This is a genomic window from Alteromonas portus (assembly GCF_005117025.1).
In the GTDB taxonomy this organism is placed as follows: Bacteria; Pseudomonadota; Gammaproteobacteria; order Enterobacterales; family Alteromonadaceae; genus Alteromonas; species Alteromonas portus.
This window is the reverse complement of the sequence record NZ_SWCO01000003.1, coordinates 1-19574: the sequence shown is the minus strand read 5'-3', so window position 1 is coordinate 19574 and position 19574 is coordinate 1. Positions and strand designations below refer to the sequence as shown.

At 43.9% G+C, this 19574-nt stretch carries 18 protein-coding genes; 3 read left to right on the top strand and 15 right to left on the bottom strand.

Going from position 1 to position 19574, the window contains the following annotated elements; genetic code table 11:
- The first annotated feature begins 7 nt into the window (after positions 1 to 7).
- Positions 8 to 535 carry a DUF2062 domain-containing protein gene (locus tag E5672_RS06535; RefSeq protein ID WP_136781465.1) on the top strand — a complete coding sequence of 176 codons (528 nt, stop codon included), beginning with the start codon at positions 8 to 10 and terminating at the stop codon, positions 533 to 535.
- Between the two features lie 217 nt (positions 536 to 752).
- Here E5672_RS06535 and ligA read toward each other — a convergent pair whose 3' ends face one another.
- The 3 genes from ligA to smc all read right to left on the bottom strand — a co-directional run bounded on the left by ligA (position 753) and on the right by smc (position 8184).
- On the bottom strand, positions 753 to 2789 hold the full coding sequence (gene ligA / locus E5672_RS06530; RefSeq protein WP_136781464.1) for an NAD-dependent DNA ligase LigA: 2037 nt from the start codon (positions 2787 to 2789) through the stop codon (positions 753 to 755).
- A 296-nt stretch (positions 2790 to 3085) separates the two neighbouring features.
- On the bottom strand, positions 3086 to 4636 hold the full coding sequence (gene zipA / locus E5672_RS06525; protein ID WP_136781463.1) for a cell division protein ZipA: 1551 nt from the start codon (positions 4634 to 4636) through the stop codon (positions 3086 to 3088).
- A 20-nt stretch (positions 4637 to 4656) separates the two neighbouring features.
- A complete protein-coding gene (gene smc, locus E5672_RS06520) occupies positions 4657 to 8184 on the bottom strand; it encodes a chromosome segregation protein SMC (RefSeq protein ID WP_136781462.1) in 3528 nt (1175 codons plus the stop codon).
- 262 nt (positions 8185 to 8446) lie between these two features.
- Here smc and cysZ point away from each other — a divergent pair, with 262 nt between their 5' ends.
- Complete coding sequence (gene cysZ / locus E5672_RS06515) at positions 8447 to 9184, top strand: sulfate transporter CysZ (protein ID WP_136781461.1); 738 nt, start codon at positions 8447 to 8449, stop codon at positions 9182 to 9184.
- Between the two features lie 35 nt (positions 9185 to 9219).
- Here cysZ and E5672_RS06510 read toward each other — a convergent pair whose 3' ends face one another.
- Positions 9220 to 10869 carry an SEL1-like repeat protein gene (locus E5672_RS06510; RefSeq protein WP_136781460.1) on the bottom strand — a complete coding sequence of 550 codons (1650 nt, stop codon included), beginning with the start codon at positions 10867 to 10869 and terminating at the stop codon, positions 9220 to 9222.
- 12 nt (positions 10870 to 10881) lie between these two features.
- Positions 10882 to 11784, bottom strand: a complete 903-nt coding sequence (gene nlpI, locus E5672_RS06505; RefSeq protein WP_136781459.1) for a lipoprotein NlpI — start codon at positions 11782 to 11784, stop codon at positions 10882 to 10884.
- A 137-nt stretch (positions 11785 to 11921) separates the two neighbouring features.
- Here nlpI and cdd point away from each other — a divergent pair, with 137 nt between their 5' ends.
- Complete coding sequence (gene cdd / locus E5672_RS06500) at positions 11922 to 12329, top strand: cytidine deaminase (RefSeq protein ID WP_338081706.1); 408 nt, start codon at positions 11922 to 11924, stop codon at positions 12327 to 12329.
- Between the two features lie 98 nt (positions 12330 to 12427).
- Here the strand turns inward: cdd and E5672_RS06495 are convergent, their stop codons facing one another.
- The 10 genes from E5672_RS06495 to E5672_RS06450 all read right to left on the bottom strand — a co-directional run bounded on the left by E5672_RS06495 (position 12428) and on the right by E5672_RS06450 (position 19360).
- Complete coding sequence (locus tag E5672_RS06495; RefSeq protein WP_136781457.1) at positions 12428 to 13096, bottom strand: hypothetical protein; 669 nt, start codon at positions 13094 to 13096, stop codon at positions 12428 to 12430.
- 2 nt (positions 13097 to 13098) lie between these two features.
- Positions 13099 to 13701 (bottom strand): RNA polymerase sigma factor, encoded by a 603-nt coding sequence (locus E5672_RS06490; protein WP_136781456.1) that lies wholly within the window; start codon positions 13699 to 13701, stop codon positions 13099 to 13101.
- A gap of 9 nt (positions 13702 to 13710) precedes the next feature.
- Entirely contained in the window at positions 13711 to 14403 is a 693-nt protein-coding gene (locus tag E5672_RS06485; RefSeq protein WP_136781455.1) for an energy transducer TonB, read from the bottom strand.
- A gap of 321 nt (positions 14404 to 14724) precedes the next feature.
- Entirely contained in the window at positions 14725 to 15771 is a 1047-nt protein-coding gene (locus E5672_RS06480) for a succinylglutamate desuccinylase/aspartoacylase family protein (RefSeq protein ID WP_240692173.1), read from the bottom strand.
- 148 nt (positions 15772 to 15919) lie between these two features.
- Positions 15920 to 16633 carry a DUF4328 domain-containing protein gene (locus E5672_RS06475; RefSeq protein WP_240692172.1) on the bottom strand — a complete coding sequence of 238 codons (714 nt, stop codon included), beginning with the start codon at positions 16631 to 16633 and terminating at the stop codon, positions 15920 to 15922.
- Between the two features lie 145 nt (positions 16634 to 16778).
- Positions 16779 to 17828: a DUF2157 domain-containing protein gene (locus E5672_RS06470; RefSeq protein WP_136781453.1), complete on the bottom strand. Its 1050-nt coding sequence runs from the start codon at positions 17826 to 17828 to the stop codon at positions 16779 to 16781.
- A gap of 77 nt (positions 17829 to 17905) precedes the next feature.
- The gene (locus E5672_RS06465; protein ID WP_136781452.1) at positions 17906 to 18163 is read right to left on the bottom strand and encodes a type III secretion system chaperone family protein; all 258 of its coding nucleotides are present in this window, start codon (positions 18161 to 18163) and stop codon (positions 17906 to 17908) included.
- Between the two features lie 20 nt (positions 18164 to 18183).
- Positions 18184 to 18408: a hypothetical protein gene (locus E5672_RS06460; RefSeq protein WP_136781451.1), complete on the bottom strand. Its 225-nt coding sequence runs from the start codon at positions 18406 to 18408 to the stop codon at positions 18184 to 18186.
- 151 nt (positions 18409 to 18559) lie between these two features.
- Complete coding sequence (locus E5672_RS06455; protein ID WP_136781450.1) at positions 18560 to 18964, bottom strand: MAPEG family protein; 405 nt, start codon at positions 18962 to 18964, stop codon at positions 18560 to 18562.
- Between the two features lie 9 nt (positions 18965 to 18973).
- On the bottom strand, positions 18974 to 19360 hold the full coding sequence (locus E5672_RS06450; protein ID WP_136781449.1) for a tautomerase family protein: 387 nt from the start codon (positions 19358 to 19360) through the stop codon (positions 18974 to 18976).
- Between the last annotated feature and the right edge of the window lie 214 nt (positions 19361 to 19574).

Genomic DNA, 19574 nt, shown 5'->3' with positions numbered 1-19574 from the left:
GAGATTTATGCCTAAGAAATTTATTCGACGTTTTTTGCCAGATCACCAAAGTATTAAGCAAAACAAAGCTTTAAAAATTTTTGGTAGCGTATTGCACGAACCCAATCTTTGGCATTTGAATCGTCGTTCTGCATCTGGTGCATTCGGCATAGGCTTATTTTTCGCGTTTTGGCCAGTGCCATTTCAAATGTGGTTATCTGCTGGCTGCGCTATTCCGTTTCGCGCCAATCTGCCCTTGTCAGTCGCTACAGTATGGGTGACTAACCCATTTACTATTCCGCCAATATTCTATGGGGCTTATAAAGTTGGCACTACTGTACTTGGGACTAAACCTGAGCATTTTGAGTTTCAGTTCAGTTGGCAATGGGTAGTAGAAAGCATCAACACCATAGGTCCTGCATTCTTAGTTGGCTGCGGTATTTGCTCTATTGTGTTTGGTTTAGCAGGTTATTTCTCTTTAAATTGGGTTTGGCGCTTTCAAGTGAGAAAAGCGTGGGAAAGACGCAAACAAATGCGTAATCAAGAAGCCCTCTAGCATGAGAGTTCTGCGCTTTAGGGTTTAAAGAGGAATCTAGTTTCGACAAAAGCCGACAGAACGGGCAATTCAAGTTCAGTGTACAAACTAACGCAATACCCAATTAAAAAGCCACTTCATCTGAAGTGGCTTTTTTGTGGAATTCTCAGTATGAACTTTTGTTACTCATAAAGGAAACCATGACGCTTAGCTCTTTTGTTGGGTTTCGCCAAAAGGGCTACTTTTCATGCTCTGATAAAAATGCAATAAGCGCGGCCTCATCCCAGACTTCCACATCTAGCTCTTGAGCTTTTGTTAGCTTAGAGCCCGCTTTTTCACCTGCAACTAAGAAGTCGGTATTCTTACTCACAGAACCTGCCACTTTAGCACCAAGTAACTGCAGACGCGCTTTCGCATCAGACCGCCCCATTTCACTAAGCGTACCGGTAATAACGCAGGTTTTACCTTCAAGAGGCAAATTATCCGAATCTGGCTTTTCAACAGCGGGCCAGTTAATCCCTTCTTTTAACAGCGCATCAATAACATCGGTATTATGTGATTCGTTAAAGAAGTTGAAAATGTGGGTAGCCACCACTTCACCTACGTCTTGGACTTCAACCAAGGCTTCAAGCGACGCTTCGCGAATCGCCTCCAAAGTTTCGAAGTGCGCAGCAAGGTTTGCCGCAGTAGCCTCGCCAACCTCACGGATCCCCAACGCATAAAGGAACTTGGCAAGCGTAGTTTGCTTTGACGCTTCAAGCGATGCCAGTAGCTTGCTGGCAGACTTTTCAGCCATACGTTCTAGCCCAACAACATCGCCTAACGAAAGCGTGAAAAAGTCGGCGGGACTATGCACAAGATCAGCATCAACTAACTGATCGACTAACTTGTCGCCCAAACCATCAATATCGAATGCTTTACGCGAAGCAAAATGCTTAAGCGCCTGTTTGCGTTGTGCGGCACAAATTAATCCACCGGTGCAGCGAGCAACCGCTTCATCTTCTAGTTTTTCAACCTGCGAGTCACACACCGGGCACTGGCTAGGAAAAGTAATATCAGTTTCACTTCCCGTGCGATTGGCTTCTACCACAGATACCACTTGGGGAATAACGTCACCCGCACGGCGAATTACTACGGTGTCGCCAACTTTAACGCCTAATCTGGAAATTTCATCCTGGTTGTGAAGTGTGGCATTCGATACTGTTACTCCACCTACGAACACAGGCTCTAAACGGGCAACCGGCGTTATCGCACCAGTCCTTCCTACCTGAAACTCAACGTCAAGTAGCTTAGTTACTTCTTCTTGTGCAGGAAACTTCTGCGCAATGGCCCAGCGAGGCGCTCGAGCCACAAAGCCAAGGGCATTTTGCAGGTCAATACGGTTTACCTTAAACACCACGCCGTCAATGTCGTATGGCAAACTGTCGCGCTTTTCCAGAATGTGGTTGTAGTACGCCAAGCAGCCCTTACCGCCCTCAGCAGTATCGATATCAGGGCACAATGGCAGCCCCCAATGACCCAATTGTTTTAGGCGCTCGCTATGTGTAGTGGGTAGTTCAAAGCTTTCGGGTTGCACTACGCCTAGCGAATAAGCATAAAACATGAGCGGGCGCTTGGCGGTAATTTTAGAGTCTAGCTGCCGTAAACTACCAGCCGCTGCATTACGGGGGTTGGCAAAAACCTTGCCTCCGGTCTCTTTTTGATGTTCATTTAATTTTGCAAAGCCATCACGGGGCATAAACACTTCACCGCGCACTTCTACGCGCTCAGGATAATGATCACCACGAAGCGTTAACGGCACATTAGAGATGGTACGAACATTCGCCGTGATATTCTCTCCTACCTGACCGTCACCACGGGTTGCAGCACGCACTAATTCACCATTTTCGTACAGAATACTTACCGCTAGACCATCTAGCTTGGGTTCACAGCTAAAGTCCAGCGTTGCTGAGTCTTTTAGCCTGTCTTTTAAACGTTTTTCGAAGGCAAGTAATGACTCTTCGTCGAAAGCGTTATCTAGCGACAACATGGGAACATCATGGGTAACTTGTTCGAAAGCAGATAACGCTGCGCCCCCTACTTTTTGACTGGGAGAATTCGGGCTTTGAAGTGAAGGATATTGCTTTTCTAGCGCGATAAGCGCCTGCATATCTCTGTCGTATACTGCATCAGGAACCGATGGGTCGTCCATTACATAGTACTGATAGTTGTACTCATTAAGCGTATTACGAAGTTCTGCTATTTGTTGCTTTGCTTGTTCTAAAGAATCAGACATGGAGTTATTGTCACGCCGTTTAAATAGTTAAAAATATTACAGTTTGTAGGCATGGCTTTTTCGCCATAGCCACCGAATGTCTCACATAGGCTGGAAGCACCTGACTTTATTCAATCAGGTTGTGTAGCGAACAGCCACGCTATAATGCTGTAGCCTGCTGATTTTTACTGTACAGCAACGATTAGCAGGCCCTAATCAATAGAAAAGGACCTGGGTATAAGCCAAGTCCTTTTTATATCGCTCTCGCGATTGGTTGTTACAACCGTGCGACTAAAACGCAGGCGATAACAATAACGCTAATTGCGTGCAATCATACGTTTGCGTTCAAATTCACGAATTTTTTCAACGTATTGCTGTAAGCCTTGCTTCGTTAACACGCTGCGGCGTCCGTCAAGTACCTGTGCGCCGAATTCATCTGCCAACTTGCGCGCTGCGTTATGCATCATGTTAAACACCTGATGAGGATCACCCTCAATAGGCAATATCATAAACAGTGAAACACCTTGGGTCTCAAAGTTTTCAAGGTTATCAATGTCAAAAACTCCAGGCTTAAACATGTTAGCCAGGCTAAATAATACAGGCCCTTTACCATTTGAGTTTACGTGACGGTGGAAAATATCCTGATCACCAAATTTAAACCCTAATGTTAACAACATAGGCAATAATGCCGCACCAGAAATAGGTTCGCCTTCTGGTGTTCGTACATTCAACACTAAAACTTCAGGCTCTATAGACGACTTGTCTGGCTTCGATGAACCGTCACTACCCTCAGTGCCTGACTCATTTGCACTAAAATTCTCGTTACCGAAATCAGCGCTATCTGCTTCGCTAGTGTCGAAATCAATGCGCATTTGATCGTCACCGAAATTCGGCTCTTCACGTCTTCTCACTGGCGTTTTGCTTCGTTTGTTACGTGAAAATCGTCGCGGCTGTTCATTTTCCTCATAACTCTCGCTTGATGAAAATGACTCTTCTGGTGCATCTAAACTAAAATCAGCGACTTCTTTCTCGTTTTTAGCCGGCACTTTTACTTCTTCTGGCACTTCCTCAAGCGTAGGGTCAATATAAAATTTTTGTGCAGGACGGACTGGTTCTGAACGCCCTCTTTCTTGATGACCGCCCGATTGACTGTGGGTCTGGTCATGCGACTGTGCGCTAGCGGTACTCTCTAGGCTATCTGGAGCGTTAGGCTGCTGACCTTCTTCACGCTGCCCGTGCGACTCTAAAGATGTTTCCTCTTGCTCCTCTCCTTCACGAAGTAAAAAGCCTGGAGGTTCAGGGAACGCAGCAGCATTATCCTCGCTTTTGTTAGTGCCCCTGTTTGATACACCTTCGACAGAACGTGACTGTTCTTTCATGTGAGGCTTCGGGTTTGTGACTACTGAACCGTACAACTTTGGAGCTTTAGCCGTGGTCTCTTTTACATCTGAAGGCGCAGTTGAGTCACCAGGAGTGCCTTGCTCCTCGTTAGGTTGCTTGCTATGGGCTTCCTGAAAGGGAGTATTTCCAGCATCTTCTTCAAATGCTTCAGTGCTATTATCAAGACCATCACTTAGGCCCTGATTGTCAGTGCTATGCATAGCGCTGTTAGAAGCATTGGGTTGTGTCTTGCCGTCTTGTTCTTGTGCTTTACTAACTACACGTACTGCGCCAATGCCAAGTTCATCAAAGCGTTCCTGCTCGTCAGATTCAAAATCGTTGTCATCGTCTTCCCACTGCCGAGGCTCTAAGCGCTCTTTTTCTGAAGGCTTACTGTTTTTACGAATTTTCCAAATACCATGGGCAAGCACTGCAATAATAAAAACCGTGCCTCCAAGGAGTAAAAATAGACGTAATTGATCTTCCATTTAATTTCTTTCGCCCTTTGTTATGCTTCTGCGAAGGCTACAGCCTCGTCCACATCTACCGCCACCATGCGCGAAACTCCCGGTTCCGCCATGGTAACACCGGTTAGGTGACTGGCCATTTCCATCGCTATTTTATTGTGGGTGATATAAATAAACTGCACTGTTTGTGACATTTCTGACACTAAGTTACAAAAGCGCCCTACATTTGCATCATCCAATGGTGCATCTACTTCATCCAGCAAACAAAATGGAGCCGGATTTAATCTGAAAATAGCAAACACCAATGATAAAGCGGTTAGTGCTTTTTCTCCACCGCTTAAGAGGTGAATCGTACTATTTTTCTTACCAGGGGGGCGAGCCATTATCGTCACCCCAGTTTCTAACAAATCGTCATCGGTAAGCGCAAGATACGCCGAACCGCCCCCAAACACTTTGGGAAATAACGTTTTAAGGTCTTCGTTAACCTGCTCAAAGGTGGTAGAAAAGCGTGTGCGGGTTTCTTTATCAATTTTCCGAATGGCCGACTGTAGCGTTTCTAAGGCTTCGGTCAGGTCGTTGTGCTGTGTATCTAAATGTGACTTTCTTTCCGACTGGGTTTCATATTCTTCAACCGCAGCTAAGTTCACAGCACCTAAGCGCTGCAAATTAGCCTGCGTTTTTTCAAGATCTTCTTGCCAGCGCTTCTCTTCGGCATCTTCAGGTAAGGTTTCTAGAATGCTCTTCAGCGATTGCTGCGTTTCATCAAGCTGTTCTAAAATCGTATTCGCACGTACCCGATATCCTTCAATATCAATGTTGAGTTTATCGATGTTTGTCTGTCGCGTTTGAATATCTTTACCCAAAGCTTGATGCCCTTTTTCGGCTTCTCTTAACCACTGCTCTATGTCTCCAAGACTACTTTGCTTAGCACTTTTCAGCTGTTCTAATTCCGATTTGTTTTCCAACAGCGACTGAAGCTCTGCTTCTTGCATTTCTTCAGGAGACGTAAGCTGTGTAAGTTCTTTTTGTAATCTTTCTTTGTTTTTTATGTACTCTTCACGCTGCTGAAGGTTACGCGTAACCTGCTGACTATATAAATTCTGATGGTTCTCTAACTGTTGCTTCTTAAGTGCAAGCTCATGATTTTGCGACGTTAATGTATCAACTAACGCGCGCAACTCTGACGCAGTTCGCTCATTTGCGTCACGCTTAGCGTTCACATCGTCAATGTGTACTTCGTGTTCAAGAATTTGTGCCTCTTGGAGCTCTAACTTTTCCGAAAGCTGAGCTAACTGCTCTTCTTCTTTCGTTAACATTAACTCTTGCTTTGCTAACTCGTCATTAAGTTTGGCAGTTCGTGTAGACTGTTGCTCTTGCTGCATTTCAAGCAAAGAAAGTTTATTTTTAATCTGTGCGCGCTGGTTTTCTTTTTCACCCAAGGCGCTCTGAATAGCCTGCTTTTGCGCTTCGCTCTGTTCAAGTGCCTGTTTGGCGCGCTCTAATGAATGCTCAATCTCATCTATAAGGCTTTCAGTTTCTTCAATGCTGTCTACCAGCGCCTTAATTTTGTTCGCCCGCTGCAAAGCACCGTCGCTTGCTTCGCCAGGTTTCACTACCCACTGTGAGCTTGCCCACAACCCTGAAGGCGAAACTACGCTAGTAAACTCCTTGGCTATACCTTCAGGTTCAGGTTCATTGTTAAAAGCAGTTTCAATCGTTGCCGCAAGTTCGTCATCGTTGCTACAAAGGTAAATGTCATTAAAAAATGCGGGAACACGCTGTGTTGACGATTCATTCCTGCTAGTTTCAGTTAATAGAGCGTGTGCTAATGAACCAATTCTGGCAGTGCTTACAAACGCCTTGTCGGTAAACACTTTAATGCCACTTGGCAAATAAGCGTGGTTTTGAAGCAGTGCCTGTATGTCATGGCTTTTGGCAACAACGGGGTCTTTTGCGTGTTGTAAAATCGATTCTACGCAAGGTGCAAGAGTTTGGTTAGAGCTAAACTGCTGCCACAGCTTTTCTATCCCGTCTAATAGTACATCTTCATTATTTGAGGCATCTTGCTGAAGCGCTTCTAGCGCAGCTTTTGTGGACAGTGCGGTTTGTAACTGGCCCTGCACATCACGGCGCTTCGCTTCAATAGCATTGACCTCGCCTTGTTGCTGCGACACCTTTTGATTCGACTCTTGAAGTAATTGCTTTGTTTCGTCAATGTCAAAATCAAGTTCGCTACATTGCTCTTCTAAAAACGCTATCTGATTGGCAAAATCTTCATCGTCTAGCTGTTTTAGCTCTTCTTGTAGTTCACTGATACGCTGAGACGTGCGTAACTGCATGCTCATCGTTGACTGAATTTGGCTATGGCATTGCTGAACATTTTGACGAAGTTGATTGTAGGTTTGCTCTTGCGCTCGGGCTTGGGCGTTAAACTCTCTTAGCGCTTGTTCAGCGTCTTCAAAACGCTCTTTGGCATGCTCTAACTCTGCTTCCTTTAGGGCAAATTCAGGCTCAATGTTTTCAAGGGCCTCGTTTGACACCGCAAGCGCTTCCTGTGCCTCGTCAATAGAGTGGTTAAGCAATTCGTGTTGCTCGCCAATTCGTGCTAACTCTTGCTCTACCTGCCCTTTGCGTTGCTTTGCGTGCAGCGCATTTTGCTCTAGTCGCGTTATTGCGTTACTGGTAGTGAACAGCTGCTGTTGAAGATCATCGATAGTCTGTTTTGTTTCCAGCTGCTTGATTTTATACGACTCAAGCCCAGCTTCATCGCCCTGTAGTCGAGCCACTAAGTCGTCCACTTCTAACTGCAATGCCTGCTGCTGTTTTTGCAGCGCTTCAATATGTTCACTATTTTTCAGAAAACGAAGGGCTGCTAACTGGCCTTTCAGCTCTCTGGCCTGTGCACGTAGCGTTTTGTAACGAGTAGCCGCGGCTGCCTGACGCTGTAACTTTTCGAGCTGCTTGCCCAATTCATCACGCACATCATTTAATCGTTCAAGGTTATCTTGCGTGTGCCTTATACGGTTTTCTGTCTCTCTACGGCGCTCTTTGTATTTTGAGATACCAGCGGCTTCTTCTATGAATACACGCAAATCTTGTGGCTTAGATTCAATAAGCCGCGAGATCATACCTTGCTCAATGATGGCGTAAGACCGGGGGCCTAGCCCTGTTCCTAGAAACAGATCGGTGACGTCACGCCGGCGACATTTAGTGCCGTTTAGAAAATAGGTAGAGGTGGCGTCCCGTGTAACTAAGCGTTTAACAGATAGCTCATTGTAATTGGCAAATTCGCCCGCTATCCGCCCTGCACTGTTGTCGAAAACAAGTTCAACGCTAGATTGCCCCACTGGCTTACGAGACGAAGAGCCATTAAAAATCACGTCGGTCATTGCATCGCCGCGTAAGTTTTTGGCAGAACTTTCCCCTAAAACCCAACGTACAGCATCAATAACATTCGACTTGCCGCAGCCGTTAGGGCCTACGATGGCGGTCATTTCGCCGGGGAATGGAATAGTAGTTGGCTCAACAAAGGACTTGAAACCCGCGAGCTTAATCTTTTTAAGCCTCACACATCATCCCTCTTAAACACAAAGCTGCACGCGGTATCACCTTGATGTTAGCCAGAAACCAGCTAACCATCGGCTGAAATAGCAGTTGATGTAGAAATGATGCAATCACACGGAAGATTCTTTTGTTATTATGCTTCGACTCTACCAAATCTAACAGCTTGTAACAATTACCATTTCACTGAGTTAGGCAGAGAATACGCCAAGCGCGTATGATAGAGCAGATAGTTAACAAACACAGCGTTTCAAACGCGAAGGAGTACGAATGAGTTCAGGCGGTGTACATTATTTCTTTGAAGGCTTTTCGCTTATAAAAACCAAAGGATTAAAGCGTTTTGTTTTTGTACCTCTAACAATAAACTTAGTGCTTTTTTCTGTGGCTTTTTACTTCTTATTTGGCCAAATAGAAATGGGTATCGCTTATGTGATTGATCTTGTACCTGAATGGTTAGGCTGGATAAAAACAGCGATCAGCTTTTTCTTGTGGCCCCTAGCAGTCATCAGCGTATTGCTCATTTTCGCACTTATCTTTGGCACACTGGCCAACTGGATAGCTGCGCCGTTTAACGGTGTATTATCAGAAAAAGTAGAGCGTCACCTAACGGGTCAAGATTTAGGTGACGAGGGCGTAATGGCTTTAGTTAAAGACATTCCTAGAACTGTAGGCCGTGAACTTACCAAGCTCGTTTGGTATTTACCCCGCGCTATTGGTTTTTTGTTATTGTTCTTTTTCCTACCTATTATCGGGCAAGTCTTGTGGTTCTTATTTAACGCCTGGATGATGGCAATCCAATATTGCGACTACCCATACGATAATCACAAAGTAGATTTCACACGCATGCGCCTGCACCTTGGCGAACACAAAGGGAAAGCAATGACGTTTGGAATGATGGTGAATATATTCTCACTTATTCCCGTGGTTAACTTTATCGTTATGCCCGTAGCAATTTGTGGTGCAACGTCTATGTGGGTAAGAGAGCTTAAAGACACACTCGCCAGTTAGTGGCGAGTGTATTGTTTTCGTAATGACAACTGCGGTTATTTTCCACCAGTAAAGGCTTCGTATTCGGCTAACCAGTGTGCGGCTTCCTTTTGGTTGCCGCTATTGTGGAACGCCTGGAAGAAATTCATTGAAATGGGTCGCTGCGTGTTTTGTTTTTTCAGCTGCTGCTGCCAAAGCACCAAATATAAAGGTGGGATCACGCCACTATCGTGATGTTCCATAAAGGTAATGCGGCGACTGGGCTTATAGCTTTTTTCACCTAATACTGTGCACGTTTTAGCGCGAGCAATAATGGTTGCTGGATCTATCTCTAGCCAATTTTCTACCGTTTCGTGCGGTGCATACCAATACTCAGAGTCTACGATTAAATTTGGTGGTGCAAAATCACTTATTCCATCTTCATCGCACAGCCTATTTGCCATGCCTTTGCCGATAGAATATTCGTCAGCGAAGCCCGCGAAGTGCGCTAGCTCATGAACAAACACTGAATAAGCGTCGCTAATGTCTAAATACATTACGCCGTTTTGAACATTTGCTTTCCCCTGCTCTGCCACTACTACTGCATGACTAAATTTCTGCTTTTTCGCGATGTTCGCTAACGGGGTAATATCACAACCTAAAACTCCAGCATTTTTATAATCCGGATCGCAATTTAGTATATCGTGTTTAAGCCAAATAGGCGGCGCTAAGCATATGGAAAGGTTTTGTAGACGGGAGTCGTCATTAAATGAGTTATAAAGGCTGTGAGCACGCATGATAGTGGCTAAGCTGGTAGCAAATGGCTGTACGCGCTGAAGACACTCTCCTTCACTTCGCCAATTTGCTAAAGGAGCCTTTTTCATGGCTTGTTCTACAGAATAAGGAGTATAAAGACTAATTGCCTCTAAGGCTTTTTCTGCTTGAAGATGCCCTTTCTTCGCAGCAAAGCTAAAATGCTGCTTGGCCTCAGAAAACTCTCCTTCGTCCCACAGAAGGCGAGCATACTTAAACGCACTTTGCATGTCTAAGGTAGCGGTTGCTGCGAGTAGCGGTTTCGCTAACTGTTGTTGCCCATGTAGAAGATACCAATCGGCCAACGCAGCCTGTGCAGGTAGATAGTTTTGCGAGGCAGCACGAACAAGCCACTTCTCTCGCTTTTCTGGTGAATCGGTAGACATTGCAAACGCAAGCTGTGCCTCTGCAACCTCGCCGAGCGCCGCTAAGCGCATGAAGCGCTGTGACGCGCCTTCTTCACCCAATATTTGGTACAGCAACCATGCAGCGTCTGCATTTTCTAGATTAACTAGCTTCTCTAGAAAATAGGTTGCAGTAGCTTCATCAATAAAATTAGTAGACGGAAAATTTGCTGCATGCGCACGCTCAAACTCATTAAGTAAGCGTGCCTGTGCATTTTCACTGCCCTGCTTTGCGGCTAACCAAAGTAGCGCTAGCGCATCATGCTCAGGGTTATGATTGGTGTTATTAAGTGCAGCGGAACTCGAACTAGATTCGGCGGCATGTTGTAGTTCGCTGTTAGCGTCATCACCGTCCGATGCAAAGCCTCCGCTTTCTACTTGGAGGCTGTCTGACCTTTGGTGTAACGATGTAAGCACGCTGCTTGCATTGGCAATAAGCTGGGGGGCATAGCGCCCACTATCGCCCGCAACGATGAGCAGTGCAAACACTGCTAGAAATAAGCCTCGCATAGCGCTTCTTTCTTACTCTTCGTCAACCAGTTCGTTGCTAGCTTGTTCACGCAAACGATTTAATTCCATTCGTGCGTAACGGTGTTCAACGTAATCAAAGACATTGGTGCTCAGTGCAAGCTTGAAGTAATTCGATGCAATACCGCTGTTGCCCTGTTGAGTGTGGAATTTACCTAAGTAGAAATACGCTTCACACAATCTGTCTGTTAATGCTTTTTGGCTTTTTACACCGTCTAACAATGAATTGAGTACGTCGTTTTCATCAACGGTACCTAAAAACAAGTCCACCAGCGTTGTAGCCCAGTGCTTATTGTCTAGCGTCGGTCGAATAGAGGCTAAATAGGTCTGCCCTTCAGTTTCTGACACGTCGTGATGAGCAAAATAAGCCCACAGTGCACGAAACGGGTCGCTGTCGTCTTTTTCAAAAAAGCGGTTTAGATCGTTAGTAGCAAGCTCTGCGCGACCGCCGTAATAAAGCGCAATACCACGATTTAAAAACGCAAAGTCGTACTCAGGGTTGATTTCCAACGTAGAATCAAACGCGTCGTAAGCCTGAATAAAGTCATTTTGCTGAATATAATGAATGCCCATAGAGTTATAGGCTTCAGCCAAATCTGGCTTCAAGTTAATAGCTTGGGTGTAATCAAACTGCGCCAAACCGGCCAAACCTACACTGTCGTACAACATGCCCCGTTGAAAATGTAGTTCGGCTTTATCTTCATCTGAAAGCGCGGGGCTAGTAAGCACCTGATTGTAGCGCGCAATGGCCATTTCAGAACGCGGGTTTACAGGCGCAGGTTCAGCTAATAGCAGGTTACCCATTTGTGGCCTTTCTGAAACAGGGGGTGTTTGCGCACAACCGGTCAAAATAGCAGCGATTAGAGAAAAAAAGATGAGACTAACGTTTCTGCACATGGTAAAAAAGCATTCTATAAAAAAAGAAAAAACCGCCAGAGTATATAAAGTATACGCTTGTTGCGGCGCTAATGCCGCCAACCTTCTCGCATTTGATGATAAAAGTAAAGCGTATTGGGTGGTTAACACAGGTAGCTATGAAGAAAAATAATTTAGAACAACTATCACAACTTGCTTTTGACGCACAGAAAAACTCTCACTCCCCCTATTCCAACTTTAAAGTTGGTGCTGCGGTACTTACGCCTAGTGGCGAAACCTTCTCTGGTTGTAACGTAGAAAGTGCTGCTTTCCCACTAGGTCAATGTGCCGAAGCCACCGCTATTGGCAATATGGTTACACAAGGTCAAAAGCGTATCTCACATATTGTTATTGCAAGTCCAAACGATGAGTTTTGCTTTCCATGCGGCGGGTGCAGACAAAAAATCGCCGAGTTCGCGCCAGATGAAACGCCCGTGACCATGATTAGTCAAAGTGGTGAGAAGTTTGAAACCACCATCGGTGAGTTGCTTCCGAATGCTTTTAGGGCGCACGATTTAGACAAGTAAGTTTAGTAACCCTACCTTGCAATAAACGAGGCTAAGGCAATTTTCACATCTACCAGCCTCGTTTTTGCGTTTCTATTCATCGATACAACGCAAATATATCAGCACATCAATGGCTTAGTAGGCTGCTTGATAGACAGTATCCTTCCTTGACTATCGAATGCTAGCGCAACTTGGGTACCCACGTTAATATCCCCTTCTATACGGCCATTAATATTTAACGATGCAATTAGGCTTTCAGAAACAACAACCTGCTGATTTTCACAATTTACCAATAGCCAATACCCATCTTGTGATTGCAATGTAGCTGGCTGCTGGGTTACTGCTTTAACAACTAAACTTCTCTCGACATATTGGCGAGTATAGGCATTGAAACGGGCTTGATAGTCGTTATTAAGATTATTAGCTAACAATTCACCTTCACCTTCAAAACCGTGATAATTAACAATATCTACACTGTGTGCAGCAGTTTGCATACCTTGCGAGTGACGACTTTGAAATGTTCCGATGTTGTACACACCGAGCATGGCAACAATAGCAAAAGCCACAGCGGTAAATCGAAGGGTTGACGACGCGAAATAGGGACGAAGGTGCGAAGCCAATGCAGCGAACATACGCTCTGTGTCACTTCCGTTTGAATTAACCTTGTTGTGTGCAAGCACGTTGGCGCGTACCCGGGCATTTGCTTCTTGAGCTGTTGAATCATTTTGCTTTTGGACCAGCTGACTGCGTCTGAAGGCTTCTTGTAGCTCTTTATCTGAGATAGACATGATTACAATTTCTCCAGCATAATTTTAAGACTATCTTTGGCATACCGAATTCGTGTTTTAACCGTTTCTTTTTCAGCACCGCACATATCAGCTATTTGCGATAAACTAAAACCCTCAAACTGCAGTGAGAGCGCCTCTTTCTGTTTGTAAGGCAATTGCGCTAAACAAGCTTTAAACACGTCTTTTTCTAACCCTTTAGCCACATCATCTTCTACCGAAGAGTGCGCGTGCTTAACTAGTTCGGAAACAGTAAATTGCTCTACAGCTTCGTTACTATATTCAAGCTTGGCGTTTTTACGAAACTCATCAATAAGTGCTCGCCTACCAATGGTGAACAGCCAAGCTTGGAAATTGTCGCCACTTTTAAACAAATGGCGGTGCTCAATAACTTTAATCCATGTACGCTGGCTTATATCTTCAGCTATGGTGCTATCGCTTAATATCTTAAGGAAATAAAATAGCTTAGTGCTGTGTAAATCAAAAAGTGCGGCTAACGATGCTTCATCACCTTTTGCGCTGTATTGCAGCATTAGCCTTTCACTCACTCCCAGCGCTTTTTCGCGCTTGCCTTGAAACAGGCTTTGCAAGCTTGCGCCTATACTCATAGGCTATCCTTATTGTTCTAGTTTGAAATCTAATACTACAACCATACCTGGTTGACTAACAGGTTTACCGCCGTCCAGCTTGGGCTTGTACTTCCATTTTTTAAGCGCGCGGCGTGCTGCTCTATCAAACACACGCTTGGGCTCAGAATCTAATACCTTTATATCAGATACAGCGCCGCTAGCACTTACCGTAAACCCAAGCTTTACCCAACCTTCAATACCATCTCGACTCGCCTCTGGCGGGTACGTAGGATCGACCCTAAATTGAGGCGTAGCCTGCATATCACCTTGAGCACTATTTAAATTTATTGATAAATTTAACGCAGTATTAGGAACCTGAGTATTTATTTCGAAATTGCCTGGGCCTTCATTTGGCTCAGGGTCAATCTCGACTACTTTTTGCGGCGGCGTTTTAATAACTTGCTCAATTGGCGCAATAGGCTTTTTAGTAATAGTTCGTTCATCTTCAGGTTCATAGATGATGGGTTCAAAAAACACCGGCTGCGCTTCACTTATATGCACCCTATCTTGCCTTATCATCTCTGCCATCAAAACGAATAGACCAGCGGTTACAGTTCCACCAGCAAGAGCAATAGTGGCAAGGCTTAAAGCCCGTTTGTGGGAAGGCGCTTTTGCAAAAGGTAGTACGCTGTGTTGTACCAAATCTTGCGAATTAGCGCTTGGTAGAATTGTTGTTTGCATGTTGTTCCCCCTTTTCTCAGTAAACGGAGGAACTTAAGTAAAGGGGTGAAAATATTTATTGTTTTTCTGCAATTGCTCTTGCAGTTTCTATAGCAAGCTTGGCAGGCCTTTAATCCTTATTCTCATCTTGGCGTTTATTTAGCTTCGCCGCTGCCATAAAGCCAACAATAAAAATACCGAAAATAACCACGCCTACCCAAATCAATACGTTCAAAAGAAAGTCCATCTTGTTCCCTAATCACAGTTTTGTGATTTAACTTTAACATTTATTTTATTGAGTAGGCGAATTAGATTCTCGAGCCAGTTTACTTAGTGAATGTGTTATTCTGATATCTCTACACCAATGGCCATTACAGACTGACCATCTTTGATAGCTGGCATTTGATTAACCATCATTACGGTGCCATCAACAGGCGATTTGAGAGACTCAACCAAATTACCAAAATAGTCAGTGACCGTACCGATATTCTGCCCAGTTGTCACTTTATCACCTATCACCACAGAGGCTTTAAAAAAACCGGTTTTTGAGCTTTTAGGATATTTAATGGTTTCGTAGATAATTGGCTCTGGGTGTGGCTTTGGCTTTTCTGGCAACATTTTTAGAAAATACATAGCGTTCCTTGCCACTTCTAGCGCTTTTGCTACAGACTCTTCATCACTCTGTGCTAAGTGCCCTATTTCGGTGGTAAGGCCAGGCTTCCCTCTCGTCATCGCTGTGTTAGGGTATGAAATTGAATTATTAGGATCTCTTGGGCGGTCGCCATACAAAACGATATGCTGCATGCCTGTGGCTTTTGCAAATTCAAAGGTTAAAGCATCAAGTTCGTCATCGCCTACAAAGGGAGAATAGACGTGATTCAGTAACGTTTGATTTGCGCTTCCTGAATGCATGTCTATTAAGAAATCCGCTTTGCCAATAAACTCTCTGGTTAGCAACTCCGCAATTTGTTCTGTTGGTGTGCCGTCAGCGCTCCCTGGAAACTCCCTATTAAGGTTTTTCTCGTCTTTAGGGTTTAACGCTATTCTATTGCTATGAAACCCGTCTAAGTTTGCCAAATGCAACACCACCAACACACCGCTCATTGCGTTAGGATCAAGGTTTTGTTGCAGTTGTTGTAAGGCGTACATAGACGGGAACTCATCACCATGAATTCCGGCAGTGAGTAGCAGAACTGGACCGTCGCTTTTTCCGTTAATAACGGTTACTGGCAGGGTAATATGCTTTTCAGTAGCAAGGTAGGACGCTTTTTCACCCGTTTGGGTGGTCACGCCCATCAATTCATAAGGTTCATTTGCGTTAGCATTAAGGCTTAACGCGGAACAGAGGGAAACAAGAACAACGGCTAACGCTTTCTTCTTAAACAACATACTTAAAAACTCATTGGAAAATTACGCACTAGTAGTGATAGAACGTTTTAACTTAATCAATAACACGTATTTTAAAACACCCTTCCAAAAAAATACCCGCCATAAGCGGGTATTTCGTTAGTCTATCGAAATAAAAAGCTGGTCAACTTCACTTTGCTGGTTCTAAGTCTGATACTTCATCAGTTTCTTGCTGTTCACTAGTTTGATCGCGCATTGCTAGCTGAGCAGCAGAGACTTTTTTTATTAGTAACCATGTGACTAGTGCTAGAGGAATTGAAATAACTTCTGATGCCTGTGAGACCAAGTTCACATTCATAATTTCAGAAATTTCTTCCGCCCTTCTGGACATTCTAAACACCGCCTGGCCGACTACGCTGTTCGCAATCCAAAAAAACCACCAAATGCCTAAGATTGAGCTCACTTTTTCAACTGGCCAATTTGACGGGTTTTGGCTAGCCTGCCAGATTTCTTTCATTGCTTGATAGGGCTTCCAAAGCGAGACAATGGGAATGAAATAAAAACCTATCGACCAGCCTGGTGAAAACGCCATATCTTTCGCACCAAATTGACGCGCATTTTGATTTGCTCGATAAATCCATTTTAAAATCAATATTCCAGAAACAACAAACACGCCTAAATAAGAGAATGCAATAACGGCTTGCCTCATATCATTAGCCTCGGCATCGGCCACCGCCATTTCTTGGCTAAAGTAAACGCCGTTCTGGAAGTCTGTTAAAAGCTGGTATTCCATTAAATTTGAGCCGATAGCGACAAAAGCTAGAACAACTTGAAAGCATAGAAAGTATTTAATCCACGCTATAAGGTTTGAAGGGTCTTTGAACTCTTTTTTATTATCTGACATTTCTATTTACTACCTTGCGTCATTGCCACTTTATCAAGCTAATCTGTCTGCTTTTATCGAGGCTATTGTTTATGTCTATTATTCGATATCTACTTTTATCACAACCAACGAGGGTCTATTGACAACCAGCTTTTAGTTTAGCTTTTTACCTAAGCTTATTGTCTAGAAGCTCCTGCAACGGCTTTGGCAAGACATCACGGGCTTTACGTGTGATCTTAACTTCATTTTTTTGCCACCATATTCCTATATACACTACGCCTAAACCAATAGCCGTTAACGCAACAGGAAAAAGCCAACTGTCTTTAAACACATTCGAGGCCAAGTGCCCTAAATAGAAACAGCTGCCTAACGCGCCAAATATCACAAATACTTTTCGAACCAATAATGCGCCTAGCCCAACCATGACTAGGTTTATACAAAAATAGAAAAACTTTGAAAGTTCGCTGTCTGAGTTTTGGCTAGTAAGCCCGCCCCAAAACGCAATAACGCCGAATAAATATAACCAAAATGCGTAGTCGGCAGTGTGCCTTGACCGTAAATCAACCCAAAACGCCAATGCGGTCATAAGTATGCCGAAGTACATAGATACTTGTGCGCGAAATTCCCATGTGTATGAATCCCACATATCGTCTTGGTCGATGAGAAGCATGACAGCATCCATACTGATATACCAGAGTGTTACTGCAATAGGCATTATCAAGAATGGATATTTATAGCGCCAAGCAACGATCAACCCAGTCACCAATGTACCTAGTTCCATGTACAACCATAGCCATTTAACCCGTGTATGAAACTGACGATAGACTGCATCGCTATCGGGCCAAAGGCCAAGCCATTGCTGAAAACCGTAGATAGCAAGCGGTGTTAAACACACGACAAAGGTTGCGCAAATACCGGCCGGAATAATATGGTTTTTATTTGATAAAGAGTTCGCAAGCTTTAACCCTACACCAGCGTAGAGCAATGATATGAAGATGATCCCTAAGCCGCCAAACTGTTCCCACCCCAAATTCATAAACAAAGTCATGGCGCCAATAGCGATAAGGCCGCCCAAGTAATAGAGAATATGGGTAAAGGTGAAAGCGGGAGCATACTGGCTTTCTGCCTGAAAGAAGCTGTAAAGGTCAATGCCCTGCTGTTCAGAGATGATATTCTTCGCTACTGCTTTTTGAATACTTGCTTTCGATACTTCCATGTACTTCTCTGAATTAGCATAAAGAAATAAGAACTTATACCTTACTGGGTTATAAGTAAAAAGCTAGCCTAGAGAAGTTACAGAGTATTACTCGTCGCTTTTTCGTAAGTTTTCTCAGATCTGTTCCACGTTAAGTGGCCAAAAGCGATACCTGCAATGGGAAAAATGATCAAAGCAATGATCGGGCGTACCCAAATATTTTCCAATGGTTCAATAAACTCCATCAATACCGCCCAGAGGATGGCAGTAGGTATGCCCCACCCTAAAACACCGTTTACTAAAACGAAGCGCTGTTTTCCTTTCTCTCGTGTTTTTGCCCACTTATCCATATTCATTTAAATATCCTTTTTAAATATTAAGCAATCAGCGTAAGGCAGACCAAGACAACGGCTAAGCTAACAAAACCAACAGCGAAGGTTCTTCCTTCATCTCTACCCGCTCGCGGGTATTTGCCAAAGGTTAAAAGCTTAAGCACCACATGGCCTGTACCAGTTATCACGAAGTTAACGATAGCGTCTACGACTATCCACTTGAGTATTCGAAGTATAAAGCGGCCCAGCGGTTCTAAAACGTCTTCCATAACTTTAGTGCTCGTTTTTGCTTTTTTTTAAATAGTGCTTTTACTAAACGGTGCTTTTGTTAAGTAGCGCTTTTACTAAATGGTGGCTGTCTAATAACTTCGTCACTAACGACGCCCTATACTCAGTATTCTTGTTCTTCTAACGGCAGGGTTATAAGCCAATTTCACCAATAAAAATCAAGGCCCACATAGCCAACACAGCAACAAAATTGATGGTAAACACCATACCACGCAATCTAATATTGTTGGTAAATATTTGAACAATGCTGTGCGACACTCTGCCAACTACAAATACCCAAGCCAAGTAGATTTGCACACTGTCTATTGGCTCATCCATTGCGATAAGCAATACACTGGCAATGTAAAAAAATAGTGGCCACTCGAATTGATTGCTTAGGTTCGCGCTGATTTTAGGCTGAATATTGCTGAAAGGGTTTAAACCATCGTTGCTCTGCCCCACACCCCATATAACCGGTGCACGAGCTATGGTGAGTAATGCGTAAAGTACAGTACAAAGAAGTACATGCGTAAATAGTGGAAAAATTAAACCGGACATATTAATGAGCTACACGTTTACCTTATACTTCAAATCAAGGGCTTCATCACCTGTCATTCCGCGGAAACCCCACTGATACTTTTCTTGTTCTTTAATCGTAATCTCGATATCTACAGGTGAAATTCCTAACTCTAGCTCAATTTGTTTAAACAACGCTTTTATAAGTGACTTTTGCGTGTGTATTTCTCGCCCTTTCATCATGTTTATTTCGATAACTGTATATGCCTCGGTTCTATCGTCAGGGTAAAAGAAGTCGTCTTTTGACAGCGGCACAAAGCGATGCGCTCTTTTATTTTCAGGTAAACCTAAAACTGATTGCATACAAGAATGAATAACATCTGATAGCTTACGTTTTATTGGGTTTAATTGTTTGTCTATACCATAGATTACGATCACGTTGCCGTCCTTTGCGTTTATTGTATTGTCAATATCTAACTCTTAAAGCTTCGATTGTGCGTTAACGTTAATTGAAAATAACATAACTAACATTGCTCGGGCACTACAAAACCATGATTATCGAGTAGATTAACAGCCAAAGAATTTGGCAGCCGTAACTTAGGCGTTGATAAAGCCCTGGTACAGTTTTTCGTTCAAGGGATTTGGCTAGTTT

What these genes read in the sequence shown, in the direction of transcription:
- E5672_RS06535 (WP_136781465.1), top strand. Translation starts at nt 8, where the DNA reads ATGCCTAAGAAATTTATTCGACGTTTTTTGCCAGATCACCAAAGTATT.
- ligA (WP_136781464.1), bottom strand. Translation starts at nt 2,789, where the DNA reads ATGTCTGATTCTTTAGAACAAGCAAAGCAACAAATAGCAGAACTTCGT.
- zipA (WP_136781463.1), bottom strand. Translation starts at nt 4,636, where the DNA reads ATGGAAGATCAATTACGTCTATTTTTACTCCTTGGAGGCACGGTTTTT.
- cysZ (WP_136781461.1), top strand. Translation starts at nt 8,447, where the DNA reads ATGAGTTCAGGCGGTGTACATTATTTCTTTGAAGGCTTTTCGCTTATA.
- E5672_RS06510 (WP_136781460.1), bottom strand. Translation starts at nt 10,869, where the DNA reads ATGCGAGGCTTATTTCTAGCAGTGTTTGCACTGCTCATCGTTGCGGGC.
- nlpI (WP_136781459.1), bottom strand. Translation starts at nt 11,784, where the DNA reads ATGTGCAGAAACGTTAGTCTCATCTTTTTTTCTCTAATCGCTGCTATT.
- cdd (WP_338081706.1), top strand. Translation starts at nt 11,922, where the DNA reads ATGAAGAAAAATAATTTAGAACAACTATCACAACTTGCTTTTGACGCA.
- E5672_RS06495 (WP_136781457.1), bottom strand. Translation starts at nt 13,096, where the DNA reads ATGTCTATCTCAGATAAAGAGCTACAAGAAGCCTTCAGACGCAGTCAG.
- E5672_RS06490 (WP_136781456.1), bottom strand. Translation starts at nt 13,701, where the DNA reads ATGAGTATAGGCGCAAGCTTGCAAAGCCTGTTTCAAGGCAAGCGCGAA.
- E5672_RS06485 (WP_136781455.1), bottom strand. Translation starts at nt 14,403, where the DNA reads ATGCAAACAACAATTCTACCAAGCGCTAATTCGCAAGATTTGGTACAA.
- E5672_RS06480 (WP_240692173.1), bottom strand. Translation starts at nt 15,771, where the DNA reads ATGTTGTTTAAGAAGAAAGCGTTAGCCGTTGTTCTTGTTTCCCTCTGT.
- E5672_RS06475 (WP_240692172.1), bottom strand. Translation starts at nt 16,633, where the DNA reads ATGTCAGATAATAAAAAAGAGTTCAAAGACCCTTCAAACCTTATAGCG.
- E5672_RS06470 (WP_136781453.1), bottom strand. Translation starts at nt 17,828, where the DNA reads ATGGAAGTATCGAAAGCAAGTATTCAAAAAGCAGTAGCGAAGAATATC.
- E5672_RS06465 (WP_136781452.1), bottom strand. Translation starts at nt 18,163, where the DNA reads ATGAATATGGATAAGTGGGCAAAAACACGAGAGAAAGGAAAACAGCGC.
- E5672_RS06460 (WP_136781451.1), bottom strand. Translation starts at nt 18,408, where the DNA reads ATGGAAGACGTTTTAGAACCGCTGGGCCGCTTTATACTTCGAATACTC.
- E5672_RS06455 (WP_136781450.1), bottom strand. Translation starts at nt 18,964, where the DNA reads ATGTCCGGTTTAATTTTTCCACTATTTACGCATGTACTTCTTTGTACT.